This window comes from Treponema denticola (assembly GCF_024181605.1).
GTDB lineage: Bacteria > Spirochaetota > Spirochaetia > Treponematales > Treponemataceae > Treponema_B > Treponema_B denticola_B.
Genome location: NZ_CP054477.1, coordinates 1970425 through 1996599, shown reverse-complemented (window position 1 = coordinate 1996599; position 26175 = coordinate 1970425). Strand labels below are relative to the sequence as shown.

At 34.7% G+C, this 26175-nt stretch carries 23 protein-coding genes and 1 pseudogene; 14 read left to right on the top strand and 10 right to left on the bottom strand.

The features are described 5' to 3' along the window. The first annotated feature begins 5 nt into the window (after positions 1 to 5). Positions 6 to 1100, top strand: a complete 1095-nt coding sequence (mnmA, locus tag E4N80_RS09390) for a tRNA 2-thiouridine(34) synthase MnmA (RefSeq protein WP_253698985.1) — start codon at positions 6 to 8, stop codon at positions 1098 to 1100. A 64-nt stretch (positions 1101 to 1164) separates the two neighbouring features. On the opposite strand, the pseudogene E4N80_RS09380 reads toward mnmA, so the two are convergent. Continuing rightward, positions 1165 to 2620, bottom strand: a pseudogene (locus tag E4N80_RS09380) (S41 family peptidase). Positions 2621 to 3119: 499 nt separating this feature from the next. Between E4N80_RS09380 and thiD the strand changes: the two are divergent. The 4 genes from thiD (at position 3120) to E4N80_RS09360 (ending at position 7322) form a co-directional block, all read left to right on the top strand. Continuing rightward, positions 3120 to 3929 (top strand): bifunctional hydroxymethylpyrimidine kinase/phosphomethylpyrimidine kinase, encoded by an 810-nt coding sequence (gene thiD, locus E4N80_RS09375; protein ID WP_253698983.1) that lies wholly within the window; start codon positions 3120 to 3122, stop codon positions 3927 to 3929. 252 nt (positions 3930 to 4181) lie between these two features. Then, positions 4182 to 5114 (top strand): ABC transporter ATP-binding protein, encoded by a 933-nt coding sequence (locus E4N80_RS09370; RefSeq protein WP_253698982.1) that lies wholly within the window; start codon positions 4182 to 4184, stop codon positions 5112 to 5114. Then, a complete protein-coding gene (locus tag E4N80_RS09365) occupies positions 5114 to 6169 on the top strand; it encodes an ABC transporter permease (protein WP_253698981.1) in 1056 nt (351 codons plus the stop codon). Before E4N80_RS09370 ends, E4N80_RS09365 begins: the two co-directional genes overlap by 1 nt. Continuing rightward, on the top strand, positions 6156 to 7322 hold the full coding sequence (locus tag E4N80_RS09360) for an ABC transporter permease (protein ID WP_253698980.1): 1167 nt from the start codon (positions 6156 to 6158) through the stop codon (positions 7320 to 7322). Before E4N80_RS09365 ends, E4N80_RS09360 begins: the two co-directional genes overlap by 14 nt. A 66-nt stretch (positions 7323 to 7388) precedes the next feature. Here the strand turns inward: E4N80_RS09360 and E4N80_RS12925 are convergent, their stop codons facing one another. The 6 genes from E4N80_RS12925 to E4N80_RS09330 all read right to left on the bottom strand — a co-directional run bounded on the left by E4N80_RS12925 (position 7389) and on the right by E4N80_RS09330 (position 11662). After that, positions 7389 to 7670, bottom strand: coding sequence for a CC/Se motif family (seleno)protein (locus E4N80_RS12925; RefSeq protein ID WP_301338663.1), 282 nt, complete (start codon positions 7668 to 7670; stop codon positions 7389 to 7391). Between the two features lie 132 nt (positions 7671 to 7802). After that, entirely contained in the window at positions 7803 to 8216 is a 414-nt protein-coding gene (locus E4N80_RS09350; RefSeq protein ID WP_366797298.1) for a PIN domain-containing protein, read from the bottom strand. After that, positions 8200 to 8433: a hypothetical protein gene (locus tag E4N80_RS09345; protein WP_253698977.1), complete on the bottom strand. Its 234-nt coding sequence runs from the start codon at positions 8431 to 8433 to the stop codon at positions 8200 to 8202. Before E4N80_RS09345 ends, E4N80_RS09350 begins: the two co-directional genes overlap by 17 nt. A gap of 78 nt (positions 8434 to 8511) precedes the next feature. Beyond that, the gene (locus E4N80_RS09340; protein ID WP_253698976.1) at positions 8512 to 9579 is read right to left on the bottom strand and encodes a hypothetical protein; all 1068 of its coding nucleotides are present in this window, start codon (positions 9577 to 9579) and stop codon (positions 8512 to 8514) included. A 243-nt stretch (positions 9580 to 9822) separates the two neighbouring features. Next, a complete protein-coding gene (locus E4N80_RS09335; RefSeq protein ID WP_253698975.1) occupies positions 9823 to 10740 on the bottom strand; it encodes an SPFH domain-containing protein in 918 nt (305 codons plus the stop codon). Further along, a complete protein-coding gene (locus tag E4N80_RS09330; RefSeq protein WP_253698974.1) occupies positions 10733 to 11662 on the bottom strand; it encodes an SPFH domain-containing protein in 930 nt (309 codons plus the stop codon). The genes E4N80_RS09335 and E4N80_RS09330 overlap by 8 nt, the downstream gene beginning before the upstream one ends. Positions 11663 to 11861: 199 nt before the next feature. On the opposite strand from E4N80_RS09330, the gene E4N80_RS09325 reads away from it, so the two are divergent. From E4N80_RS09325 to E4N80_RS09315, 3 genes are read left to right on the top strand one after another with little or no spacing between them, the layout of a single operon-like run. Further along, entirely contained in the window at positions 11862 to 12974 is a 1113-nt protein-coding gene (locus tag E4N80_RS09325) for a DNA adenine methylase (RefSeq protein WP_253698973.1), read from the top strand. A gap of 15 nt (positions 12975 to 12989) precedes the next feature. After that, positions 12990 to 15302 (top strand): MFS transporter, encoded by a 2313-nt coding sequence (locus E4N80_RS09320; RefSeq protein ID WP_253698972.1) that lies wholly within the window; start codon positions 12990 to 12992, stop codon positions 15300 to 15302. A gap of 37 nt (positions 15303 to 15339) precedes the next feature. Then, complete coding sequence (locus E4N80_RS09315; RefSeq protein ID WP_002685544.1) at positions 15340 to 15855, top strand: nitroreductase family protein; 516 nt, start codon at positions 15340 to 15342, stop codon at positions 15853 to 15855. Positions 15856 to 15870: 15 nt separating this feature from the next. Here E4N80_RS09315 and msrB read toward each other — a convergent pair whose 3' ends face one another. From msrB to E4N80_RS09300, 3 genes are all read right to left on the bottom strand, one after another. Then, positions 15871 to 16935: a peptide-methionine (R)-S-oxide reductase MsrB gene (gene msrB, locus E4N80_RS09310; RefSeq protein WP_253698971.1), complete on the bottom strand. Its 1065-nt coding sequence runs from the start codon at positions 16933 to 16935 to the stop codon at positions 15871 to 15873. A 63-nt stretch (positions 16936 to 16998) separates the two neighbouring features. Next, the gene (locus tag E4N80_RS09305; protein ID WP_253698970.1) at positions 16999 to 17454 is read right to left on the bottom strand and encodes a threonine/serine exporter family protein; all 456 of its coding nucleotides are present in this window, start codon (positions 17452 to 17454) and stop codon (positions 16999 to 17001) included. Continuing rightward, positions 17454 to 18224 (bottom strand): threonine/serine exporter family protein, encoded by a 771-nt coding sequence (locus E4N80_RS09300; RefSeq protein ID WP_253698969.1) that lies wholly within the window; start codon positions 18222 to 18224, stop codon positions 17454 to 17456. The genes E4N80_RS09305 and E4N80_RS09300 overlap by 1 nt, the downstream gene beginning before the upstream one ends. A gap of 295 nt (positions 18225 to 18519) precedes the next feature. Here E4N80_RS09300 and loaP point away from each other — a divergent pair, with 295 nt between their 5' ends. The 6 genes from loaP to E4N80_RS09270 all read left to right on the top strand — a co-directional run bounded on the left by loaP (position 18520) and on the right by E4N80_RS09270 (position 26141). Beyond that, the gene (gene loaP, locus E4N80_RS09295; RefSeq protein ID WP_253698968.1) at positions 18520 to 19047 is read left to right on the top strand and encodes an antiterminator LoaP; all 528 of its coding nucleotides are present in this window, start codon (positions 18520 to 18522) and stop codon (positions 19045 to 19047) included. Then, positions 19044 to 20531, top strand: coding sequence for a polysaccharide biosynthesis protein (locus tag E4N80_RS09290; RefSeq protein ID WP_253698967.1), 1488 nt, complete (start codon positions 19044 to 19046; stop codon positions 20529 to 20531). The genes loaP and E4N80_RS09290 overlap by 4 nt, the downstream gene beginning before the upstream one ends. 6 nt (positions 20532 to 20537) lie before the next feature. Beyond that, on the top strand, positions 20538 to 21887 hold the full coding sequence (locus E4N80_RS09285; RefSeq protein WP_253698966.1) for a S41 family peptidase: 1350 nt from the start codon (positions 20538 to 20540) through the stop codon (positions 21885 to 21887). A 280-nt stretch (positions 21888 to 22167) separates the two neighbouring features. Then, on the top strand, positions 22168 to 23496 hold the full coding sequence (locus E4N80_RS09280; RefSeq protein ID WP_253698965.1) for a S41 family peptidase: 1329 nt from the start codon (positions 22168 to 22170) through the stop codon (positions 23494 to 23496). A 274-nt stretch (positions 23497 to 23770) separates the two neighbouring features. Then, entirely contained in the window at positions 23771 to 25111 is a 1341-nt protein-coding gene (locus tag E4N80_RS09275; protein ID WP_253698964.1) for a S41 family peptidase, read from the top strand. A 637-nt stretch (positions 25112 to 25748) separates the two neighbouring features. Further along, entirely contained in the window at positions 25749 to 26141 is a 393-nt protein-coding gene (locus E4N80_RS09270; RefSeq protein ID WP_253698963.1) for a hypothetical protein, read from the top strand. Positions 26142 to 26175: the final 34 nt, after the last annotated feature.

Here is a 26175-nt window from a genome sequence, read left to right as displayed (position 1 = left end):
ACTTGATGAAGGTGCTTGTGGGTTTGAGCGGAGGCGTAGATTCCGCTGTTGCGGCAAAACTATTGATAGATCAAGGCTATGATGTTACAGGCGTTACGATGCGGCTTTTACCGAAACTGTCAGGCATTTATAAGGACCAGACCGATGATATTGAAGATGCAAAAAAAGTTGCAGCTAAGCTCGGTATAAAGCACATCGTATACGATATGAGGGAAACTTTTAAGGCTGAAATCATCGACTATTTTGTAGAAGAGTACAAACAAGGAAGAACGCCGAATCCCTGCTTTATATGTAACAGCAAAATAAAATTCGGCCTTTTTTTAGAACAAGCCTTAAAGGACGGCTTCGATAAAATTGCAACAGGCCATTATGCAAAAATAGAAAAAACCGAAATTGAAGGCGGGGAAAGATTTTTATTAAGACAGGCTGAGGATGCTCAAAAAGACCAAAGCTATTTTTTAGCCCTTCTTAGTCAAGAACAGCTTTCCCGTTCTATTTTTCCTTTAGGTGATTTTACCAAAGAAAAAGTGAGATGCATAGCCGAAGATGCAGGCCTTATAAATGCTCACCGCCCCGACAGCCAAGACATCTGTTTTGTTCCCGGTGACGATTATACAAGGGTAATAAACGCCCTTGCTGCGGATTCTTTTAAAGAGGGAAAATTTATTGATACAAGGGGAAATGAAATAGGCCGCCACAAAGGGCTTCAATATTATACCATAGGTCAAAGACGAGGCCTTGCAATCGCAATGGGTTATCCCGTCTATGTTGTAAAAAAAGATGCAAAGGCGAACACGGTTACTGTAGGCAGGGACGAAGAACTCTTTGCCGAAAGCCTCATCGCCTCAGATGTAAATATAATCTCAAAAAAAACAATAGACAAAGAAATCGATATTGAGGTAAAAACACGATATCGCCAACAAAAGAAAAAGGCAAAATTGATTCCGCTTAAAAATGAGGAGTTTAAACCTACAGGAAAATTTAAGGTAGAATTTATAGAGCCTGAAAAAGCCGTCGCCGAAGGACAAGCCGCAGTTTTTTATTCCGGCGATTATATCATCGGCGGCGGCATAATAGAATCGGTTGAGAGGCTTGTATGATGAATTGCAGAAATGCCCTTAAATTTGACATCTTGCAAATGTTATATCATTAATATCAAAGACTTCATAGGTTCTCCAAAGCGAAATTTAAGCAGGGATCATTTTGATTTTTAATATCTTCAATCGTATCCATAATAAAAACATCAGGCGATATGCCCTTATTGTTAATTTCCATACCCTTGTACATTGTTTTTTGCAATGATATGGCAAATGAAAAATTATTTGTAAGTTTAAATATTCCGATGTTTCCTGTAGCACCTTTAGTATTTGTTCCGATTAGTCTTATATTTAGTTCTTTACAAAAACATGCAAAATCATCGCAAGCGGAACCGCTTTTGTAAGATGTAAAAACGGTTATATCTTTATTCTCGATTTTACACTTATTTGCTGCAGAGATAACTTTTTTTTTCTAATTCTTCCATTTCATTACTTTGCATAAGAAAGTTGTCTATTTGTTGTAATATTTTATCTTCTTCTGCCGGCATTAACAATTCATGAGCTTTCATTAATTTACCGTCGTTAATAAAAGAATTTAGTTTTGTAAGCGTATCATGGTTTATCACCTTTAAATTTGTATCTTTTATTGCAGTTAAAGTAATCAGAACGGGACTTAATCGGCGTTGAAAATCTTTAATATTGATTGAAGATATTTCAATATCGATTTTTCCTGTCAGTATTTTTAAAATTGTAAATCCTATACTTGAATTACCGCCGCTATTTTTTCGAATATCTAAAATAAGATGATCGGGATCTTCTATCAAAGGAATAATTTTTTCAATAAATTCATCTATCATATGATAATTTGAAAAATTATGTATTTGTATCAAGCTATATTTTTCTTTAATCTTATAAATCGAAAAATTACGGCTTGAATATATCTTATTCAATTTATCATAATAATCGGGGATTTTATTAAATTTTATATTGCCGATTTTTTCACTCGGAATTGAATATTTCAATTCCAAATTAACTTCATTTTTATTAATCTCAAATGTAAATTTTATTTTTTTATTTTGTGAAGAATATAAAAGCCGTTTTATCATTGAATTTTCAAAGGCATGAGGTGTTTTTACAGGAATATATTTTGCAATATTATTTAATAAATATTTTTTTACATCTTCATCATTAATTTTTATAAGTTCGGAACCTAAGGGTATTTTTATATTGTCCTCTTTATATAAAAGATAGTATTTGCCGTCAGCATAGTCCAAGCCGATAGGTAAAAAATAAAAAGGAGTGTTTGAGCCTTGTTCATAGAACACGGCTGCATGTCCGTCATTGGTTACAGCTAGCAACTCTTCAAAATAAGTGTAAATTTTATATTTATCGCTTTCATACATAATTTTATTTGAAAACTCAAAATATTTTTCATTAAGATTATTTAAAATAGCATCATTTAAAAAAGGAGAATATTCTTTAATATATGAATATAATTCGGCTAAACTTATAATATGTTTTTTATTTTGGTCCGATTTTAAGCCTTCAAGAGCTGCATCAGTATCGGAACAGCCTGAAAATATTACAATAATACAAATTATAAATACGATTTTTTTATAATATTGCCTCATACTTGGCATTTTAACATAAATTAGATAGCGTGTAAACAGATATAAGGTATGCATGATATAAGGTATGCAACAGTCTGTTATAAATTCCAAGAGACACTACCTATAAAAGTAGAAATTCCCAACTAAATATTTTATTACCCATTTCATAGGAATTTTCACTTAACCTACAAGACAAACTTCAAAAAAAATGTTATAATTCCAATCACTAGGAGATAGGAGATATGATAAACAGCTCGGCAGAAATTCAGCCTCACTGTTTATCTATCGAGTTTTGTGCATTGCACAAAACATCGTATTATTGTATGCGGTTTGTAAACAAACCGCTTGAAAAAACTTTTTTCGCAAATTGATTCGCTATCCGCTTTAGCGGATACGATAAAAAATTTCCTTGCAGAACAGAACCGCAAGGGTCTGATATTTGCTGCAAAAAGTTTTTATAGGAGATTTAATTATGATAAAACTTGCAACAATTGCCGGATCGGATGCATCCGGAGGGGCCGGTTTGGAAGCCGACTTAAAAACATTTCAGGAGTACGGTGTATACGGAATGGCTGCCGTTACGGTAATTGCAACGATGAATCCCGATAAAGAGTGGGGGCATGAAGTTTTCCCGCTTGATGAGCAAACCATAAGAGCTCAGCTTGAAACAATTTTTAAGGGCATCGGCGTTAACGCTGCAAAAACGGGAATGCTTGCAACAAATTATGCAGTTGAACTTTCTGCCGAATACTTAAAAAAATATAATGTAGAAAATTATGTATTGGATCCTGTAATGGTATGTAAGGGCGGAGACCTTGCCTTAAACCCCGAGCTCAACAATCTCATTATAAAAAAACTTTTGCCTTTAGCAAAGCTTATTACGCCGAACCTTTTTGAAGCGGGACAGATTGCAAAAATGCCGACACCTTCTACAATCGAAGAAATAAAAGAAGCCTGTAAGATTATTCACGGAATGGGTGTTCCCTATGTCTTTATAAAGGGCGGGCCCAAGTTGAATGGGGAACAATCGGCTATAGATATTTTTTATGACGGCGAACAATTTTTAAAAGTGGAAGGCGGGCTTATCGATACAAGATGGACACATGGAGCAGGCTGCACAACGGCCGCAGCTATAGCCGCAGGTTTAGGCATAGGCCTTGAACCTTATGAAGCCGTAAGAAGAACAAAAAAGTTTATCACTTTAAGCCTTCAAAACGGATTCCAACTTAATAAATGGGTCGGCCCCGGTAACCCTGCCGCATGGCGGAAGAGCTTTAATTAATTTGTAATTCCTGATGGGTAATGAGTGTATAAACCGCTTGTTCGTGAGGAGGGTTTAATACCCCGACGCTTGCGTCGGGGTTGTTGATTACCCATTTTAAATTTCAACCCTTTTTTAAAATTATAAAAAGTTTAAACCTTTTTCCTATGACAAATGTCATATTTAAACTCGCAAAAATATGACATTTTTCAGTTTTAAAATTTCAAAAAAAATGTATAATTATCTATAAAAGATTCGCTTATGGAGGAATTTATGATTTTAACGGTAAAAAATCTTGTAAAACGGTACAATGAAAAAACGGCACTTGATCACTTTAATATGGAAGTTAAAGAAGGAGAGATTCTCGGCCTTTTGGGGCCTAACGGATGCGGAAAAACTACAGCCATAAACTGTATGCTTTCCCTTTTAAAACACGGTAAAGGTGAAATCATCATTTTCGGTGAAGAAATGAAGCCTAACGCCCTGCACATAAAAAAAAGAATAGGCCTTGTTCCTCAAGAGGTCTCTGTTTTCTATGATTTTACCGTAAAACAAAATATAGATTATTTTTGCGGTCTCTATGTAAACAATACTCAAGAGAGGAAAAAGCTGGTAGATGAAGCAATCGATTTTGTAGGCTTAAACAATTATGCTTCATTCCGTGCAAAAAAACTTTCAGGAGGCCTTCTCCGCCGGCTCAATATTGCATGCGGCATAGCACATAAACCTGAACTGATTTTTTTGGATGAGCCCACAGTTGCCGTCGATGCCCAAAGCCGAAACTTCATTCTTTCAGGGATAAAGGAACTGGCAAAAAGAGGAAGTACCATCGTGTATACTACCCACTATCTTGAAGAAGTGGAAGAGCTTTGCGATAGAATCATTATCATGGATGAGGGAAGAGATATAGCAAACGGCACCTTAGAAGAATTGCACAAGCTGATCCGCACAAGCGAAAAAATGGTTGTTGAATTTGTCGAAACTAAGGATGACCTGCAAGAAGAACTGAAAAAAAATCCTCATGTCCTGGAAGTTACCAAAAACGGAAACGAGTTTTTAATCAGTTTTGAAAATTCGATTAACAACTTAAACGAACTTATTTTATTTATCAATAATAATAGTTTGGCTTATACCAAATTATATTCGGAATTACCCAGCTTAAACGACATTTTCTTGGAGCTTACGGGAAAGGAGTTAAGAGACTGATGAAATTCTTTTTACGCGAAATAAAATATTATAGTATCGGCATGTTTTATTCTTTAGACGGAATGTTTTGGACGCTTTTATATCCCATTCTTATGGCTGGGCTGTTCTTTACAATATTTTCGGCCGTAGGTAATTCCGATACCGGTAAAATAGAAATCGGAATTGAAAAAGACAATCCTGTTTATTATCCGCTTAAATTTACAGGGATGTTCAATACAAAAATAATAGATGAGACATCGGCAAATGAGATGCTCCGTACAAAAAAAATAAAAGCCTTTGTTGAAGCCGATCAATCTTTGAGGTTGAGCGAAGACGGATTATCTCAGACAATAACAAAAACCGTGCTGGATCAAATAAAACAAATCGAAGCCCTTAATATTCCAATGAAGTCTTTTGAATACGGTAAAAATTATGTCGAAAGTAAAAACGAAAAAATGAGTTTAAGCATTATATTGTTCTATTCTCTTTTGGCAATGGTTTCGATTTATACAATGTTCGGCTCGATAGATATAGCTGTAAAAATACAGGGTAATATTTCAAAAATCGGAGCAAGAATTTGTACAACTCCTATTAAACGCTTTTATTCTTATCTTGCAGGAATTATATTTTACATTATCTTTAACCTTACAGCCAATCTCATATATATTTCCTTTGTGCTCTTTGTTTTAAAGATACCATTTATTACCGATTTTAAAATTACTCTTTTGCTTTTGATCTATGCGAATTTTTTTGGAGCAGCTCTCGGCTTATTTATAGGCTCAACGCCTATTGGAGATATTCGGGCAAAAACTATGATATGTATTTTTACAAGTCTTTTTTTAGCCTTTTTATCCGGTATGATGGGGCCTGAGGTAAAAATGTCCATTGAAAAAACAATACCGATTTTAGGAACAATAAATCCTATAGCTCTTTTTACTACCAATCTTTACAATATAAATATTTTGGGAGAATATAACGCAGTACCCGTATTTTTTATTGTCTACACAATAGGCATCGTAATTCTTTTATCTCTTTCATTTATTAACTCAAGGAAGGTGCAATATGATAGTTTATAAAAACTTTTTAAGATTAATTTGGACAAAGGTAATAAGCACTATTATCTATGTTATTATTTTTTTGTTTATAAGTTTTATGACATTAAAGTCTGGGAATTCTCAGGTAAGCAAATTTGCAGAAACACCATTAACCGTAAATATAATCGATAGGGACAATTCCGAACTATCGAAACATTTAATTTCTTATTTGAGGTCAAAACATGATGTTATTATTATAGACGAAAAAGATAAGGCCGATGAAGAAATTTTACGCAAGCTAAAAAAGGATATTTCTCTGCAAAGAATACATGCTGGGATTATTATAAATAAAAACATGGAAGAAAATGTAATGAACGGTAAAAAGGCCCTTATAACTTTTAAAGATGACAGAAAAAAGTCGGGCTTTTATATGGATTTACAGCTTAATATGTATTTAACATTTGCTGCAAACATAAAAAAGGCTCAAGGATATTTCGATTTTCAGAGAATAGAAAAAGCTCTTCAAGTAAATACAAAGGTTAATAAGATTAGTTTTCAGAAGAATACTTCGGTAAATATTTGGTTTAAAATATTTTTTAACTTTTTAGGTTGGATAGTTTTTTCTGTTGTGCTTAATTCTGTAGGTTGGGCTATGTTCGAGGTAAATAATGAACGCTTAAAAATGCGGAATAATGTTTCTCCGGTATCGACTTTTCGCTTTGTTTGTGAAAACTTTTTGGCTCAATTAACGATAGTAGTGCTTATCCTTTCAATATTGATAGGCTTTGCTATTATTACAAATATAACGAGATTGGAAAACATTCCTCTTTTATTCTATACGTTTAATGCCTTAATGTACACGGCCGTTATTTTAAGCTTAACTTTTATGCTTAATTCTTTTTTAAAAAAAGGCTCTGTTATGGGTATAGTCGGCACTGTTCTCCCTCTTTCATTAGCCTTTATTTCGGGTATCTTTGTTGAACAAGAATTACTTCCGGATTTTATTGTAAATATCTCCCGCCTTTTCCCAACCTATTATTACATAATGGCAAACGAATTTACTCAAGTTAATTTATCGATTGATTGGAAAAATATCGGAATGCTATTTTTATTCCTATTCCTCTATTTTACGGTAGGTACCTACTTTTCAAAATTGGGCAGGTCGCAAAGCAAGATAGAATTTGCTCAGCAATAAAAAAAGCCGGTAAGATTTTTAGGTATATCTAAAAAAAATTTCCTTTTATCTTATCGGCTTTCTTGTTTAAATCATTCCTTCAACCATCAGCTTTTCAAACCATAAAAATTTTCCGACTGTAATCGTTAAGGTTCCGTTAACGGAGGGGGTTCCCTTTTTAACGTAAACGGTAATTCCATTATTTTCGAGCTTATTGAAGTGATCGATGTTTCGGGGCGTTCCGACATACACGGCCGGATCTAAAGTTGTCCCTCCTCACGAAGCACACATATTAAGCATACAGTGAACCGTATCCGCGTTTTTTGCTCTAATTTTGTCTCTAGCAGAATCTTCAACTATGATATTCATTTTTGGCCTCCAAAAAATAATTGTAATCTGCCTTTACCAATATCTTTATGAATTGTTTTAAGGCTCTTACAAACCTAAGATAAAAATTTTTTGAGTGAAAGTCAAGAAGTTTAAGAAAGTTTTTTGATATGATTAATGAGTAAATTGGAGTATAAAGTTTTTTGGAGAAATTATTTGTAAATTAGAACCATTAAAATCAGATATATTTCTGGTAATAATCATACTACAATCATGAGATTCAGCTACTGCATTTTGTAGAGAATCTTCAAAATCAGCCCAATCTGAGTCGATTGCTGACATAATTTCCTTATCGGAAATACCTGCCACTGTTATAATCTGTAGAATAGTTTTTATAAGGTTTTTAACTCTGATTTTGTCCCTCAATTCTTTATAAGCTATATAGTAGATATCTGTAATCGCTGATGCAGAAACATATGCCTGAATATTCTCACATGTAAGTTCTAATACAGCAATAGCATCTTGTACAAATGAAGCTCTATTTAATAATACATCCAGTATGACATTTGTATCAATTAGGACTTTCATATTTTTGTAATCTCTCTTTTCTGTAATCATCAAGGGATTTCCCTGTATCGGGAATTGCACCAACTATGGATTTTATAAGATTTATTTTAGAAGTTTGTCTTAAATTAGACTTAAAAACTCTATAAGTTATAACCACCTCCTGACCTTGCCGGAGCTTTACAGGAGAATCTAAAACTATTTGAGTTCCATTGTAATAACCTTTTACTGTTTCCAGCATATACTTACCCCTCCATATCATGATCATTATATCATTTTTAAAGAAAAATTTACAGCCTTTTTTTAAATCTTTCTACCCTTAAGCCGAACACTCACAGTCATCTACAAAGAGCAAAAACCAATTATCGGCAATATCGAAAAAGTAAAAGGTCTTTTTGATAAAGCCGCCGTCTAAGACAACTATTTTTAAGATTGCCCTATAGTTTTTTGGTAAATCTATTTTCAAGTTCTTTATTTCATCGCTTTCAAGACTTGAAGGATCAACGGCCTCGGGGATTTCTTTGACAATGGCACAATATACTCCGTCTTTATCTTTAGATTCTTCACAAAAGCCGCCGTCAGGCATTCGATTATAAAAGGGGATTGAGCCTCCGAATTTATTGGCCGAGGGTTTGGTAGAAAAATCGGCGCTTTCATCAAAGCCGAAGCCATCCTCTGCCGAAAAAAGAAGGGGAGCCGCACCGGGATTATAGAAACGCCTTATGCCGTAATCAGGGTGTACAAAATCGGCTAATTTTGGGCTTGAATTTTTTAAAATGATATTAAAGTTATTTTCCCAATACACATTCGATAAAAAACTAAAAGCAAAGGAGATGAGCTTTCCTTCATCATAAGATTTTTCATCTTCACTTCCTTCTTGAGAAACTGACGCCGAAGTCAGCTCAAAAGAATCTACTATATGAGTTAAAATATCTCTATATGTATCATACTCTTTTTTGTTATATTCAAATCTGATTGTATAGAACTTTTCATTTATAGCAAGAGCCTGGCAAAAAAACATCTTGTCCTTTGAATAGCCTTTTAAAATAAAACCGTCACGGCCCATATTTTTATCGCTTATCGTAAATTTTTCCGCTTCTTTTTTTTCGTAAAGGTCAGCGGTTTTAAAAATAAATTCAGGGCTTAAATCTTTTAAGTCCGAAACTGAAACGGATAAGTTTACCTCTCCGTCATTGCTAGTAAATACTTGTTCTGCAGGAGAGCCGTCCATAGGTTTTAAAATTTCTGAAGGGTAATCGATTTCATAACCTGCTTCCATATTTGTGTAGGTTAAATATTTCCCTGTAAATTCGGGATTTTGTTTTGAACAAGAAGATATAAAAATTAATGTAAAAAGAATAAAATAAACTTTTCTTAGGTTAAACATATTTTCCTTTTGGATAATCCATCTTTAAATTACAATTTGTATGATTTATAATATAAGATAATTTACTTTTCATGTCAATAAGCTATCGGCTATGATAATTTGAAGGCTGTTAAAGTAGGGAAGTCCATCTATGCCAAACACGATGATAACTATTATCTTGAGTGTGTCGAGAATTTGAAAGGCAAGGGAGCTAAGCTGGAATAAGAAAAAAATGCACTGCAAAACTTTTGCAGTGCATAAAAATTATTGGATTATTTCTTCGGCCATGTCGATGGTCATTTTCTTTATGTCTGTAAAATCTGCGGACATAATTATTTTTGTATTTTCATCTATAGAGCTTAAAGCGCTTATCCATTCTTGCGAAACGGTGAGTTTTGCAGCTTCCATACCGCCTTGAATTTGGGTAGAAGCGGCAATTTTTTTAATACCGTCGGCAGTGGCTTCGGCGACAGCAACAATTTCGCGGGCCTGACCTTCCGCCTCGTTTATCATTCTTTCTTTTTCACCTTCGCTTATGTTTACGGCTTCTTCATAAGCAGCTCTTGAAAGGTTGATAACCGTTTCCATCTCTCCGACCGATCGGGCTATTTCTGCACGCTTTTCTCTTTCGGCCTTCATCTGGTTTTCCATGGCATCCATAATAGAATCGGAAACTCTTATGTTTTGAATTTCGTAACGGGTAACTTTTACGCCCCAAGGATCCGAAGCTTCATCTACGGCTTTTACAACCTGAGCATTTATCTGTTCTCGTGCTTCAAAGGTATCGTCCAAATCCAGCTGTCCCACTACAGAGCGCATGGTCGTCTGTGCAAGCAAAATAGTTGCATAGCGGTAATCGCGTATACCGTAGCTTGCCTTAATCGGATCAAAGACTTGAAGATAGAGGATTCCGTCAATGCGTACCTGAACGTTGTCCTTGGTAAAACAGTCTTGGGCGGGAACATCTATGGCCTGTTCCTTTAGATTCTGCTTATACTTTACTCTATCCAAAAACGGAAATAGAATATGAAAACCGGCATCCAAGGTTGTGTGATACTTGCCTAAGCGTTCTACAATCAGAGCAACCTTATGCGGAACAATTCGTATGCTTCTAAAAAGAGCAACAATAAAAACTATGGCAATGATTGCCGCAATAACAATCGGGATTATAAAACTAAGCATTTTGACCTCCCTGTATGATCTTCACTTCTTTTCCTGCATTTTTAATAATGTCGGTAAAGGCTGCAAGGCCTGCAATGTTTTCGGGGTAAACCGAAACATTTGATTTTTTAATAATATGCTCGAATCTTTGAATATAGTTTTCAGCAAGACGGATGCCCATAGCCGTTCTTCCTCCCGGCTGAGAAAGCGCGTCGGCAATCAAACGCAAACCTTCGGCTGTCGCATTACTCGTTATCTCGATAGCCTTTGAGCGGCCTTCGGCAAGATTTATCCTTCGCTGCTTTTCGCCCATGGCCTTGTTTATAGCTTCTTTCTTTTTACCCAAAGAAATATTTATTCGGGACTGCTGTTTTCCTTCACTTGAAAGAATATTAGCCCGCTTTTCGCGTTCGGCCCTCATCTGTCTTTCCATGGCTTCAAGGATTGTGCGGGTAGGTGTAATATCCCGTATTTCGTAGCGGGTAACCTTTATGCCCCAGTTGTCGGAAGCTTCATCGAGAGCCTTTACTATATTATCGTTTAAGCCTTCTCTTCCGCAAAAGGTTCTATCAAGTTCCAGCTTTCCTATTTCGCTTCGCATAGTTGTCTTTGCAAGCTGGGCGACTGCATAGCGGTAATTATCGATTCCGTAACTTGCCTTAACCGGATCGAAGATCTTTAGATAAAGAATTCCGTCAACCTGTACCTGAACATTATCAGCTGTGATACAAACTTGAGGATCTACGTCCAAGGCTTCTTCCTTTAGATTTTGCTTATAAGCAATCCTGTCTATAAATGGGGTTAAGATATGGAAACCCGCAGTAAGAGTCCGCGAATATTTTCCAAGCCTTTCAATAACATAACTTTCCTGTTCCGGAACTACAACGGCTATCGAAAATAAAATAATAACCGCTACAGCTAGAGCAACATATAAAGCTATCATCAGAGCGACCTCCTAATTTGATTTTTGGATTATTAAAATTGATATTTTAATAATCGATAATTGATTGTAACTTGTTTTGTAAGATTTGTCTATAGTTTTAGCATGATGAATTTGCTTATATTGAGCTTTTTATCTTCTTGTAAATTTCTCATCTTTATAGTAGTATAAGCCTTCTTTAGTTTAAGGAAACATTAAATCTATGAAACAAGAGCAAGAAGAAAATAAGGACTTTCTTACCACACAGATAATTACATACCTCGGCAATAAAAGGACTTTGATAGATAAAATAGAAGAAGAGGTGAAATTTATTTCAAAATATTTACACAAGGAAAAACTTATTTGTGCAGATCTTTTTTCGGGTTCCGGTATAGTGGCCCGTATGTTAAAAAAATATTCATCAAAAATAATTGTTAATGATTTGGAAAATTATTCTTATATGATAAACTCCTGCTATCTTACAAACAAAGAAGAATATCCTAAAAAACTTTGTAATGAATTAAGAGATGAAATTATATCCTCTTCTTTAAATAAAAAAATCCCCGGTATAATTACTGAAAACTATGCTCCCAAGGATGACAATAAAATCGAAAAAGGAGAAAGAGTTTTTTATACACATAAGAATGCTCTTTTAATCGACACATACAGAAATCTTATCGATAAAATTGTTAGAGAGGAAAATTTAAAAAAGTTTTTTCTAGCTCCATTAATTATCGAAGCTTCAATTCACGTAAATACGAGCGGTGTATTTAAGGGCTTTTATAAGGATAAGAATACGGGGATAGGCTGTTTCGGTGCCAGCGGAAAAAATGCCTTAACAAGAATATTAGGCAAGGTAGAATTAAAAGAGCCTATCTTTAGTAATTTTAATTCCGAGCTTGAGATTTTTACAAAAGATGCAGTTCTTCTTTCAAAAGAAATAAAGAATGTTGATATGGTTTATATCGACCCTCCTTATAATCAGCACCCCTACGGTTCAAATTATTTTATGCTTAATTTAATTCTTAAAAATAGGCTTGATGTTCCTATAAGCCATGTCAGCGGAATTACCCAAGGATGGAAACGCTCTGTTTTTAATAAACCCTATCTTGCTCTAAAATCGATGGAAGAAATTATCTCTTCTCTTGATGCAAGCTATGCCGTCATCTCCTATAACTCGGAAGGTTTTATTTCTTTTGAAGAGATGACAAATATGTTACAAAAATACGGAGAATTAAAAACCGTCGAAATAAAATATAATACTTTTCGTGGCAGTCGAAATCTTAACAAGAGGAATATTCATGTTTCTGAATACTTGTTTGTTTTAAAAAAATAGATTAAAATATCATTGATGGAAGAACAATTATCAAACTTTAGAATTAAACAGGGCCGCAGTGTTTTTAATGCATACAATGGAATAAATTCGTTTTCGTTTGCACTCGTTACCGGAAACACAATTACTCTTTATGCTCTTGCCTTAAAAGCCAACAGCACCGTCATAGGGTTGCTTACAGCCTTTATGTACATGTGTTATTTTACCATCCCGTTAGGAAAACTTATGGCACGGCGTTTTACTATTGTAAAAACCTTTGCCTATACTTGGTTTTTACGCAACGCTTCTCTTTTGCCTATCTTGTTTATTCCATTCTTTTATTTTAGGGGCGAAAATGAGGCTGCTATCTTTATGCTTTTACTTGCTGTAGCTCTTTTTAATTTTTTTAGAGGGGCCGGTATTGTTGCAAACAATCCTGTTATAAGTCTTTTGGCTCCAGGCAAGGATCGGAATTCTTATATAGTTAAAATATCATTGACAAACAATACGGCCGCACTTGCAGCCATAATATTTTTAACCGTCTTTTTATGGTTTTCTCCAAGGCTTGGAATTGATATAGTTTCTACATACAACATAACTGCAATCATAGGAATTATTACGGGATTTGCAGCGTCTGCTCTTTTGCTTAAACTTCCGGATCCCGATTTTGAAAGAAGAATGGAAGCAGTGAAAGAGGCTAGGGCAGAAGGAAAAAGCCGGAAGGAAATAAGAAAGCTAAAAAGCGGAAATCAAAATATTCAAAAGGGCTCTTTTTTTTCGGCTTCAAAAGAAGCTTTTGGCGATAAAAATTTTAAGCTCTATATTTTTTCGTTTTTTATAATTCAATTCGGAATAAGTTTAGCCCGCCCCTTTATAATTGTTTACGGTAAGGCTGTTTATTCTATTCCTGATAATTTGGTGATTATCTTTTCTCTTGCTTCAACTATGGGCTCCCTTTTGGTTGGACTTTTAATGCGCCTCTTGATAGACCGGATGGGAGCAAAGCCGATGTATGTTATTTTTACGGCTCTTAGTGCGGCAGCCTTGATCCCTGCAATTATAGCACCTGCCAGAGAAATGTACTTGATTGCCTTTATTTTTTTGATTTTATTTTCGATGATAACAAATATGGGCTTTTCCGCGCAAATGGATGCATCGCAAGCTTATTTCTTCGGGATAGTGCCGTCAAAATCCTTGATGGATTTAAGTATGCTCAATTTTTTTGTGATGGGTATTACGGGAGCTTTGGGTTCAATCTTGGGAGGCAGTATTTTGGATATGCTTCAAAATTCAGGGCTTTCCAACTTAAGTATGTATCGTTTGTTTTTTTCGGGCGTTATAATCTGTATTCTCTTCGGAATGATTTTTCAGATTAGGCTTTTGAATCTTGGAGGCAGGCTTGTAAAAGATGCTCTTGCTGTTATCTTTTCTCCGCGTGATATGAAAGCCTTAAACCTTTTATATAAACTCGATTCAAGTGAGAGTCTCCAGACCGAAGAAAAAATTTTGCACGAGCTTACGGCAACGGCTTCTCAAGAATCGGCCGATAAGTTAAATCAGTATATGAGGTCTCCGCGTTTTTCTATCAGGTACTCTGCAATGGAGGCTTTGAATTCTTTAGAAAAACTTTCTGCAAAAAATAGAGAAACTCTTTTAGAAGAATTGAATAAGGGAGAATTTACTACGGCCGCTCTTGCTGCAAAAACTCTTGCTCATTTTAATGTGCATCAAGCTGTTGAACCTTTGCGGAAAGCTCTTGAAAGTAAAGATTATCTTTTGTCGGGGGAGGCGATGATTGCTCTTGCTCATCTTAAAGATGAAGCTTCACAATTTAAGATTTCGCAAATCTTATCCGAAACTAAAAATCCTAAAATATTGCTTTCCGGAATTAAAGCGATGGAAACTTACAGGTCGGTAAATTCCATTCCGTTTATAATCGATTTACTTCGCAGGGAAGGTCTTCCTTCCTTGGTAGAAGATGAGGCCTATTTAAGTTTGGCTTCAATGATGAAGGTTGAAGGCGGTTTTTATTTTGCTTATGATAGATTTAAAAATGAGGCGCGAGATACGGGGCCGATTTTTACCGACATGCTTGATGAAGCTTTTGCAAAAAGAAAAAAATCGGATCTTGAATTTAAAAAGATAATTTTAACATTTATAAGCGAGGCTTCAAATGATACCGAATTTATAAAATGGTTTTTGGATTTGGCAGAAAAATTTTTAGGAGTAAACTCTGCTTTGCTTTTAAGTGTTATAATGGATGTCGATATGGTTACAAACAAGTCCTTTAGATTTTTCTTATGCTATTGGGCTGTATCTATTTTTATGGAACCTAAGTTGGCTGAAATTTAAAAGATATTTTTATGAGATATATCTTAGGAGGCAGGATATGAATGAGATTATTAAGAACATGCTCACGCGTGTGAGTGTCCGTAAGTTTACGGCTGAGAGGGTTGAAGACGAAAAGCTTAAAACAATTGTAGAATGTGCTAAGGCTTCTCCGACAGGAAAAAACAGACAGATGAGGAAATTTACTGTTGTGCATAATCGGGAAAAGATACAGGAACTTGCAAGAGCTGTTTCTTCCGTACTCGACATTCCGAATTATAGAATTTATGATTGTGATGCTTTGATACTCATCAGCTTTGAAGAAGATGACCGTTTCGGTTACTGTGATTCTTCTGTTGCAATTCAAAACATCTATCTTGCAGCCCATGCTTTGGGTTTGGGTTCTGTTTGGATAAATCAGTTGAGGGAAAAATGCAATTCGCCTGAGATAAGACGGGTTTTAGATTCTTTTAATATTCCTAAAAATCATGTGGTCTGCGGAATATCGGCTATCGGTTATCCTGCAGAACACCCAGAACCTAAAACCCGTACCGAACCTGTGGAGTTTATAAATTAAGTTTTATAGGCGATGTTAAAAATTTCCCGTAGGTTTTACATAGGGGAGATAATCGCCGTAACCTTCTTTTTCCATTTTATCATAGGGGATAAACCGTAAGGATGCTCCGTTAATGCAATAGCGTAGACCGCCTGCATCTGCAGGGCCGTCATCAAAGACGTGGCCTAGATGGGCTCCGCCTGTTTTTGATATGACTTCAGTTCTTGTCATGCCGTGGCTTTTGTCTTCCAAATATTGAAGGGCCTGTGTTGTAATGGCCTTTGTAAATGATGGCCATCCGCAGCCTGCATCATATTTATTTAATGAAGAAAAAAGAGGCTTTCCTGTGGTGATATCAACATAAATTCCTTCAGCATCGAATTTATCATATTCGCTTGTAAAGGGCCTTTCCGTTGCCTTTTCTTGTGTAACCGAAAACTGTATCGGTTTTAAGGATTTTTTTAATTCTTCTTTTGACGGTACTTTAAATTTACTTTCATCATAAAGAGGTTTTAAAGCAAGGGTTAGGTCTATGTGGCAATATCCTCCCGGATTTTTTTGAAGATAGTCTTGATGATAGTCTTCTGCAAGAATAAAATGCTTAAGTTTTTCAACCTCAACAACAATGGGCCGCGAATATTTTTTTTGCATAAACTTTACAAAACTTTGTATTTCTTTAATCATAGAATCGTCTACATAATAAATACCTGTTCTGTATTGGCGGCCTGCATCGTTTCCCTGTTTGTTTAAAGATGTAGGATCGATTATTCTAAAATAATGGGCCAATAATTCTTGTAAACTTACTTTGGAAGCGTCATAAACTATTTTCACAGTTTCGGCATGGTCGCTATGATGCAAGCCTTTGTAGTTTGCAGAATCGCTTTTTCCGTTTGCATAACCCGTATCCGTTTCTTTAACACCGGGAATTTGGCGAAAATATCCCTCAACGCCCCAAAAGCAGCCGCCTGCAAGATATATTTCTTTAATCATTCCGTTTCCTCCAATGGGTAATTTTTGTTCTGCCTGAGCCTTTGTACATGATAGAAATAAAACTACCATCAGTAAAAAACTCAAGTGTACTAAAATGTTTTTATTTTTCATATCTAATTCCTCTCAAAAAAATGTACTTCTTTTTTTTATAAAAAACAAGGGATTTGATAAAATTTATTTATTTTTTTTCTCTGCTGCTTTTTTCTTGACGGCTCTGATAAGGCGGGTTACCGATGCAGAAATAATTAAGCCTACGGATATCGCTATTGCGATAAAAGCGGCTTGAACACCCTCGCTCACCCCTTTTTCCAATTTGTCGGTAACAAAAAAAAGCATGGTCTTATAAACCTTAAATCCGGGAACTAAAGGAATCGTGCCTATAACGATAAAACATGTAACCGGTGTTTTTTGGAGTACCGCAAATAAATCTGCCAGGAGGCCTACGGCCAATGCTCCTGCCAATGTTGCAAATATATAATTTATGCCGATGCTCTGAAAAAATATGAGGATTGTCCAAGAGACACTTCCGCATAGAGCACTTAAATAGATATTTCTTTTCGGAACCGAAAACAAAAAACAAAAACAAAAACTTGCGATAAATGATGCGATTGTATGTATGTAAAGCGGCATTATATTCCTCCCAAAAGAGAATAACCGAAAAGAACAGAACCTATACCGAAGGCTATTGCAACGGCTATGAGTACGGCCTCACTGGTCCGGGCAATTCCGGAAACTAAATCTCCCAAAATAAAATCCCGTATACCTGATGTAAAGGCTACTCCCGGTACAAGCGATAAAACGGCTCCGACTATTATCATGTCAAGATTTTTTACAAAGCTTATATGATAAAAAAGAATTGTTATTATACCGACAAAAAAGCCTGCTATAAAATTTCCTAAAAATACCGTTTTGGAAAACTGCGTGATTCTATCATTTAAAAAAACGGCTGCAAAGGTGGCAATAAAAGTAACTATAAAATCATTTAGTGTTCCGCCGAGCAAAACAGAAAAAAGTCCGCAGCCTATTCCAGAGGTGGTTAGTACAAGCCAATACGGATAACCTTTTTCTGCATCAATATTTTTTAAAATCTCAAGGGCTTCATTTTCAGAAATTTTACCTTGAGTAAAGTTTCTTGAAAATTCGTTGACCAAGGAAATTTTGTGTATATTGCTGCCTCTGACTCTTATGTTTTTAATATAAGTCGAGCCTTCCTTCTTGTCGTTTCCGATTAATATTACTGTCGGTGTTATAAAAACGGCAAGACCGGTAATACCGTGTGAAGAGCATATTCTTAAAATAGTTTCTTCCGTTCTATGCATCTCTGCTCCGTTTTTTATTAAAAGCTCTCCAGCCGTTAGGGCTATTCTAAAAATTACTGCTTCGTTCTTTTCTTCTTCCATTGTTTTCCTCATTTAAGGATGATTTTAAATTCTAAAAAAGAATATAGCACAGGAGATTTAAAAAAACAAGTAATCCTTTTAATGGTTTTATTTTAGGGCAAAATAAATTAAAGGCGAGTACTTTATTCGTGCGGAGGGTTTAATACCCCGACGCTCTGCGTCGTAACAAAGGGTATTAAAGCCAACTGCAACCACCTTATGAGAACATACAGTGCGAAACATTGAGCACTGTACCCCGACGCTTGCGTCTGGGTAAGTTGATTCAATGAAGGTTTTATGATATAATTGTTCAGATATGGATTATTATGTAGTTCAGGTAAGTACAGGCAAAGAAAAGAATTTTATTGAAGATGCGGAATTTAAAAATAAATTTGATGAGCTTTCTTATTCTATAGTTTTTCCTCAAAGGATTTTAAAGATAAGAAAGGCCGGTAAGGTAACGGAAAAGCAGCTGCCTGTTTTTGCAGGATATTTGTTTGTAGGCACTGACGAAATCTCTAAGGAATTGTATCAACATCTTAGAAGATGTAAGGGTTTTTATAGATTTTTACCCAATAATCAAGAACCGAGATTTTTAGAAGGAAGAGATTTGGAAATTCTTAATCAATTTATTTCCTTCGGCGGTCTTGCAAAAATTTCGCAGGTTGTATTTGATGAAAATGATAGAATAAAAGTTATCGAAGGACCTTTAAGCGGTCTTGAAGGTTATATTGTAAGAGTAAACAAAAGGAAGGGAAGAGCTACCGTTTGTCTGGATATGTGTCAAACGGCTTTTTCTATCGACTTAGGATTTGAAATACTAAATAAGGAAGAAAAAAAATGAACCGTCCTATTAAACAAAAGGCTTCTATATATATAGTAGGTGCAGGTCTTGCCGGAACTATGATTGCACATGAAATTTCGGCAAAAAAAATATTCGGTAAGGTTGCCGCTTTTTTAGACGATGATCCTAAAAAAATCGGAACTAAGATTGACGGAATTCCGGTATTCGGGCCTATAAGCGAAACCGTTCATCTGATAAGGATAGATGCAGGTGATGAGGCTCTGATTGCAATTCCAAGTATACGTTCCGAACGCTTGCGTGAAATATATGAGCTTTTAAAATCGGCAGGTTTTTCAAAGATAAAACTTCTGCCTGCAATTTCGCAAATCATTGACGGTTCAGCCCATTTGGTACAAGCCCGCGAAATAGATCCTCAGGATTTGCTTACCCGCACTCCCGTTACAATTTCTTTAAAAAAGAGTTTGGCATATCTTCGAGGAAAGCGTGTTTTAATTACGGGCGCCGGAGGTTCTATCGGAAGCGAGCTTTGCCGGCAGCTTTTATCAGGCGGTGCTGAGCGCCTCTATCTTTTCGGACACGGAGAGAATTCCATTTATCAAATTTATAAAGAGCTTAAGATATTGCAGGCAGGCGGTGTCGGCGACAAGGCGACAATTGTTCCGGTTATAGGTGAATTAAAAGACAGCGAGTACATGCGCTACATCATTAAGCAATTAAAATGCGATGCGGTTTTTCATACGGCGGCATATAAACATGTTCCTTTGATGGAAGAAAATCCTGTTGCGGTTATCGAAAACAATGTTTTCGGAACAAAAAATCTTTTAGATGCCTGTATCGAATTCGGAGTAAAACGCTTTGTTTTAATTTCGACGGATAAGGCTGTTGAGCCTGTTTCGGTTTACGGCGCTTCAAAACTATTAAGCGAGAAATTGGTATTGCAGGCTGCCGAAACCGTAAAAGAAAAAAAAGATTCAGCCTACATGTTTGTCCGTTTCGGAAATGTTTTGGGGTCGAGAGGGTCTATCTTTCCGTTATTTGTAGAGCAGATAAAAAACGGAGGCCCCGTAACCGTAACCGATAAAAATATGATTCGTTTTTTTATGACGATTCCCGAGGCTTGTTCATTGGTATTGCAGACAGGCGGTGTCGGAAAATCGGGGGAGTCCTATCTTCTCGACATGGGAGAACCTGTAAATATTTATGAAACGGCTAAGCAGTTGATAACTTACATGGGTTTTGAACCTGAGAAGGATATTAAGATAGAAATAATCGGCGTTAGGGAGGGGGAGCGTTTGGAAGAGCCTCTTTGGTCATCAACCGAATATCTTGAAAAAACGGATTATGAAAAAATCATGCGCCTGTGCGATAAAAAAGAATTCGATTCTAAAAACTTAAATGAAATTTTAAATACCCTTTATTCGTTTTGTTTTTATAGTGAAGAATACAAAGACGATTTCCGCAATAAAGAAAAAATGCGTAAATTTTTGGAAGAAAATAAATTATTAATTTATAGAAAGGAGTAATAAAGGGTGCATAATTTATTGTTCATATATGAGATAATAAAAATAAAATTTCGTCAAACGATTAAAAAAATTAATATGAAAAAATTAATAATCAGTCTTATAATATTTGTTTTTGTTTCCGTGTTTGTTGCAATAGCTCTTAGTGTATCGAAAAAAAATGATATAATATCAGGTTTTATTTCTGCTGAAAAAATGAAGGCCGACTATGAATATTTTTGGGATTTTATTTATAACGGTTATCCTTTTACCGAAGTATGTGAACGCAAGGGAGCGGATTTAGAACAAATAAAACAGTCCGGATATAGATATTTAACGGATCCCATGATGCAATACGGGTATTATTTTTTTTATAAAGATTTATGTAGAAAAATTACGGGAAATAGATATATAGGTCATCTTTATCCTTCCGATTATTTTGATTATTATTTTAATTATGAAAAGATATTTAAAAATGGTGCCCCTCAGACTTCATTAATTAAGAAGCGGGCTTTGATAGATAACTTTTATTTTCATATATATCAAACAGAGGTCATTAGTGATAAAAACTATATGGTGTATGCCGGTAATAATAGAAATTCTTTATTAATAGGAACTCGTAAATATTCAAAGCCGTTTATACAGATTATTGAGGCCGGTCATATTGCATATATAGAAATCAAATCTTTTCTTACAACGAAAGCAGAAGAAAAACAAGAGTATCTAAAAGCCTTGGAAGATTTTTTTATTGAGACTGCAAATTATAAACACATAATAATAGATATACAAAATAACGGAGGCGGACATTCTGAAAATTACGAAGCAATAATATCTCCCAATATAAAACAAGATATGAATATAATTTCTTACGGACTTTATAACGAAAATAAATATACGAATACTTATTTGGATATGTTTTTTAAAAATTATAAATCAGAAAAAATAAATCACCATGAAGTTCCTTATATAGAAAATTGCAGTACTGTAAAAAACGATAAGGCCTATAGATTGGAAGAGATAATTCAAGCTCGTCCTATTAACGGATACAAGCCTTGTGAAGATAAAAAATTTTGGCTTCTTGTAGATAGCGGCGTATATTCGGAAGCAGACCGGTTTGCTTATGTCTGTAAAAAAATCGGCTTTGCAACAGTTGTCGGAACTAATACGGGAGGTTCCGGAACAAACGGTAAATCGCCTATGTACATCGTTCTTCCCAACAGCGGCTTACTGATAAAGTTTGATTTTATGTACGGCTTAACCGAAGACGGATACTGTACTGATGAAACAGGTACTGCTCCTGATATTTATAATCTTCCCGGCAAAAGTGCCCTTGGAACCTGCTTGGAAGAAATAAGAAAATTAGGGGAAAAGACGAATTAGGGGAAAAGACAAACTTTTGATGGAGCAAAAGTTTTTCTTCTCCCCTGATTTAGAGGTATGGATTATCATTAAGACAAACCTACGGTTTTTCTTAATAATCTTTTCTCTTTGTGTTCGCTACGGTTATTAAAAACAAATAAATAAAATTGCAAACTTCTAAAATAAACATTGTCTAAAATAAACACTTGACAAATAAATAAAGTATGCTATACTTTTTTATAGAAAATAATATTGAATTTATTTGCTTATAGGTCTAGCGGTCTATAAAAAAGGGTTTTATATGAATAAAAGAACATTATTTACACTCATCACAATTTTAGTTCTTGCCGGAATTGCAGCTTGCGTTATCTTTATTTATTATATTCCATATCAAAAGGAATATGCTTTATATAAAGATACTTTTATGCCTAAACAAAAGATGCAAGATGATTTTGATTATGTTTGGGACTTCGTTGAAAACGGTTATCCTTTTAAAAATGTATGTATCAGAGCCGGGACCGATTTACAAACCATTAAGGAAGAGTATTTGAATCGTCTTAACGAACCTAGAAATGAATATGAGTATTGTTTATTTTATCTCGGTATGTTTAATAGAATAACAGGCAATAGACAGATAGGGCATCTAAGCATTTATGATCCTAATCAAACAGATACTAAAACAAGAAAGGTTCAAAACACACGTATTTACGATACGGATGATGAAGTAAACCGTTTTTATGAAAAAGCTGTAATGAATATGGTCCAATCTCTAAAACAAGATAAGCTCGGAGACTTAGAAAAAAAATATGAAGTCGAGATACCTGTAGATAAACGCAGCTTTGACGAGGCAAATGCCGCAATGCTTGAAAGCCGAATAATTGAAGATAAAGCAATAGCTTATCTCAATGTAAAAAGTTTTTCACCCTATGGAGCTCATGATGCTTATATCCAAAATTTAACCGGTATATTAAAAGCCTTTGAAGGATATAAACATCTTATTATAGATTTGCGTGAAAATTCAGGCGGTCATTCCTATCTATGGCGTAAGTATATAGTTGCGCCTCTTATTAAAGAGCCTATTGAATATTTTATTCGAATTGCTTATAACAGCAAAAATAAATTTTATAAAATACTTGAAGATAATTTTTTTGATAAGCCTTTCGGAACAAAGGACAATATAGATGATAGTGATTTTGCTAATTTAAATAAGGAAGATAGAAAAGAATTTGATTCATGTATTGATTATGTCCGTACTATAAGGCCTTCTGAAGAAAGAATAAATTTCCAAGGCAGAGTATGGATATTGATAGGCCCTGACACTATTTCTGCTGGAGACCAGTTTGCATATTTTGCAAAATGTAAAAATGATGCCTATATAAATTTTGCTACAGTAGTCGGTGCCAACACTGGAGGAGAGGGTCTCAATCTTTTACCAAATCGCCTTTATTTAAAACTTCCCCAGAGTCACATGCTAATTCAAAGCGATATGGGCTACGGATTTAATCCTGACGGTTCATGTAACAGTGAGACGGGAACATCTCCGCATATAAAAAATCTCCCCGATAAAGATGCTTTAGAGACTTGCTTAGCTGAAATACATTTAATTGAAAGTCAGCTAAAAAGGAATTGATAAATAAAAAAGTTAGGGGAGAGGACAAACTTTTGATGGAGCAAAAGTTTTTCTTCTCCCCTGATTTAGAGGTATGGATTATCATTAAGACAAACCTACTGTTTTTCTTAGTAATCTTTTTCCTTTGCGTTCGCCGCGGTTATTAAAAAAATAAATAAAAACATATTTATAAACATTAGTTGACAAATAAATAAAGTATGCTATACTTTTTTATAGAAAATAATATTGAATTTATTTGCTTATAGGTCTAGCGGTCTATAAAAAAGGGTCTTATATGAATAAAAGAACATTGTTTACATTCATCACAGTTTTAGTTCTTGCCGGAATTGCAGCTTGCGTTATCTTTATTTATTATATTCCATATCAAAAGGAATATGCTTTATATAAAGATACTTTTATGCCTAAACAAAAGATGCAAGATGATTTTGATTATGTTTGGGACTTTGTGGAAAACGGTTATCCTTTTAAAAATGTATGTATCAGAGCCGGAGCCGATTTGAAAAACATTAAGGAAGAGTATACCAATCGTTTGCATGAACCGAAAAATGAATTTGAATATTATTTATTTTATCTTGGGCTTTTTAATAAAATTACAAAAGAAAAACAGGTGGGGCATTTAAATATATATGATATGAGTTCTGTACATCCTGTTACAAAAAATGTGCAAAATACACGGTTTTATGATAATGATGCCGAGGTCAGGCAGTTTTATGAAAAAGCCTTTATGTGTTTGAATGATGTAAGCGGAATTCACATAAATAAATTGGAAGCCTTGCTTAAAAAATATAATGTTAATTTACCTATTAAAGATAGTGATAGAGAAAAAATTGATGAGAGTATGCTCATATCTAAAATTATTAAAGAGAAAAAAATAGCCTATATCGGTATAAAAAGTTTTTCTCCATATAACAAGGCCGAGTACATAAATCGTCTTTGTAATATGTTAAAATCTTTTGAAGGATATGAACATTTAATTATTGATGTACGTGAAAATATAGGCGGAGATAAGTATATTTGGTCTAAATATCTTGTTTCTCCTATAATTAAAGAAAGCGGTGAGCTTTATGCTAAAATAGTTTATGACAGTGAGAATGAATATTTTAAAAAATATGAATCAAATTTTCTGCAACGCAAAATGGGACAATCGGGAAATATTGAAAGTTTTCAATTTGCCGAACAAAATAAAGAAGATAAAGTCCTCTTTGATTCTATAATAAATTATGGTTTCGGTATTCACCCGGGAGATAATGATACTAATTTCACAATTAATTTTACCGGCCGGATTTGGCTTTTAATAAATGAAAAAACTCAGTCGGCAGCAGATCGGTTTGCTTATTTTGCAAAAGGAAAAAAAGGAAATGCTGAACCCTTTGCAACCTTAGTAGGAGAAAATACCGGCGGCATAGGCCTTAACCTATTGTCAAGCCGCTTATATTTGAAGCTTCCCGAAAGTAATATGCTGATACAAAGCGATATGACCTATGGGTTAAATCCTGACGGCTCTTGTCATGACGAAGTAGGTACCGCTCCTGATATTTATAATCTTCCCGGTAAAGATGCTTTAGAAACATGTTTGGAAGAGATACGAAATTTAGGGGAGAGGACAAACTTTTGATGGAGCAAAAGTTTTTCTTCTCCCCTATAACCCCTCATCTTTTCAAAACGCCATTTAAGAGGGGGACATTTTTTAGCTCCCCTCTTAAAAATCTCCCCTGATTTAGAGATATGGATTGTCATTAAGACAAACCTACGGTTTTTCTTAATAATCTTTTCCCTTGGTGTTCGCTGCGGTTATTAAAAAATAAAAATTATAAGTTTATGTAAAAAGCACTTGACATATTGCAAAAGTATGGTACACTCAAAGTAGAGCCTTTTTAAAAGACTAAAAATATTTGAGTTTAGGTGTAGGAACCTAAACAAAGGAGTTGTTTTATTAAAGATTTATTCGTTCGGAGGGTTTCAGCCTGTGTCTGAAACGGAGATGGTAATGGTTGAGGGAGGTTGTCCCGATCCTTTTTGTTTTACTGATTGTACAGCCGCTGGTACAGACAGTTCGAATGATAATTAATTACTTGAACGGTTAAAGAATTTTAAGATTAAAAGGGATAATGTAACAATAGATTGGGAAGGGGGTTCATTTTGATTTTTCAAACTTTGATTTAGATATTGGTGGAATTGGAGGTGGTCGAGCCGGAATAAAAGTTACAATACCGCTTTAAATATTTTGATTTAATTCGACAATGGGAGTTTAAATGAAAAATAAATTTCTAATAATGTTGTTGTGTGTATTTGTATTTTCTTGCTCAACAATGAATAGTAAGCATGCAGCTAAAAATAAACTACCGATTTATATATTATCAGGAAAAGTGCGAATAGAACTTATATGTCAACATTCTGTATATCATCATCAAAATGATTCTATAATTAAAATTCATAGGCAAGGTGTAAATAATGATTTAGTATTCAAAAAAATAATGTTTTTTACGGCGGGTGAGATGTTTGATCAATCATTGGTATTTTATGACTCTATTATAGCTAAAGTTTTTGCAGAGGAGCAGCCTGCTGAAATAATGTGTAGCGGAAAATATTATAAAATTACTCCTGATAACAAATCTGGGATAATTTTTTCTTTTTATAAAAATTAATAAAAAAGAATTATTGACACATTTATAAAAAATA

Excerpts from the sequence above, each read along its gene's own strand:
- mnmA (WP_253698985.1), top strand. The coding sequence starts at position 6 with ATGAAGGTGCTTGTGGGTTTGAGCGGAGGCGTAGATTCCGCTGTTGCG.
- thiD (WP_253698983.1), top strand. The coding sequence starts at position 3,120 with ATGATAAAACTTGCAACAATTGCCGGATCGGATGCATCCGGAGGGGCC.
- E4N80_RS09370 (WP_253698982.1), top strand. The coding sequence starts at position 4,182 with ATGATTTTAACGGTAAAAAATCTTGTAAAACGGTACAATGAAAAAACG.
- E4N80_RS09365 (WP_253698981.1), top strand. The coding sequence starts at position 5,114 with ATGAAATTCTTTTTACGCGAAATAAAATATTATAGTATCGGCATGTTT.
- E4N80_RS09360 (WP_253698980.1), top strand. The coding sequence starts at position 6,156 with ATGATAGTTTATAAAAACTTTTTAAGATTAATTTGGACAAAGGTAATA.
- E4N80_RS09350 (WP_366797298.1), bottom strand. The coding sequence starts at position 8,216 with ATGAAAGTCCTAATTGATACAAATGTCATACTGGATGTATTATTAAAT.
- E4N80_RS09345 (WP_253698977.1), bottom strand. The coding sequence starts at position 8,433 with ATGCTGGAAACAGTAAAAGGTTATTACAATGGAACTCAAATAGTTTTA.
- E4N80_RS09340 (WP_253698976.1), bottom strand. The coding sequence starts at position 9,579 with ATGTTTAACCTAAGAAAAGTTTATTTTATTCTTTTTACATTAATTTTT.
- E4N80_RS09335 (WP_253698975.1), bottom strand. The coding sequence starts at position 10,740 with ATGCTTAGTTTTATAATCCCGATTGTTATTGCGGCAATCATTGCCATA.
- E4N80_RS09330 (WP_253698974.1), bottom strand. The coding sequence starts at position 11,662 with ATGATAGCTTTATATGTTGCTCTAGCTGTAGCGGTTATTATTTTATTT.
- E4N80_RS09325 (WP_253698973.1), top strand. The coding sequence starts at position 11,862 with ATGAAACAAGAGCAAGAAGAAAATAAGGACTTTCTTACCACACAGATA.
- E4N80_RS09320 (WP_253698972.1), top strand. The coding sequence starts at position 12,990 with ATGGAAGAACAATTATCAAACTTTAGAATTAAACAGGGCCGCAGTGTT.
- E4N80_RS09315 (WP_002685544.1), top strand. The coding sequence starts at position 15,340 with ATGAATGAGATTATTAAGAACATGCTCACGCGTGTGAGTGTCCGTAAG.
- msrB (WP_253698971.1), bottom strand. The coding sequence starts at position 16,935 with ATGAAAAATAAAAACATTTTAGTACACTTGAGTTTTTTACTGATGGTA.
- E4N80_RS09305 (WP_253698970.1), bottom strand. The coding sequence starts at position 17,454 with ATGCCGCTTTACATACATACAATCGCATCATTTATCGCAAGTTTTTGT.
- E4N80_RS09300 (WP_253698969.1), bottom strand. The coding sequence starts at position 18,224 with ATGGAAGAAGAAAAGAACGAAGCAGTAATTTTTAGAATAGCCCTAACG.
- loaP (WP_253698968.1), top strand. The coding sequence starts at position 18,520 with ATGGATTATTATGTAGTTCAGGTAAGTACAGGCAAAGAAAAGAATTTT.
- E4N80_RS09290 (WP_253698967.1), top strand. The coding sequence starts at position 19,044 with ATGAACCGTCCTATTAAACAAAAGGCTTCTATATATATAGTAGGTGCA.
- E4N80_RS09280 (WP_253698965.1), top strand. The coding sequence starts at position 22,168 with ATGAATAAAAGAACATTATTTACACTCATCACAATTTTAGTTCTTGCC.
- E4N80_RS09275 (WP_253698964.1), top strand. The coding sequence starts at position 23,771 with ATGAATAAAAGAACATTGTTTACATTCATCACAGTTTTAGTTCTTGCC.
- E4N80_RS09270 (WP_253698963.1), top strand. The coding sequence starts at position 25,749 with ATGAAAAATAAATTTCTAATAATGTTGTTGTGTGTATTTGTATTTTCT.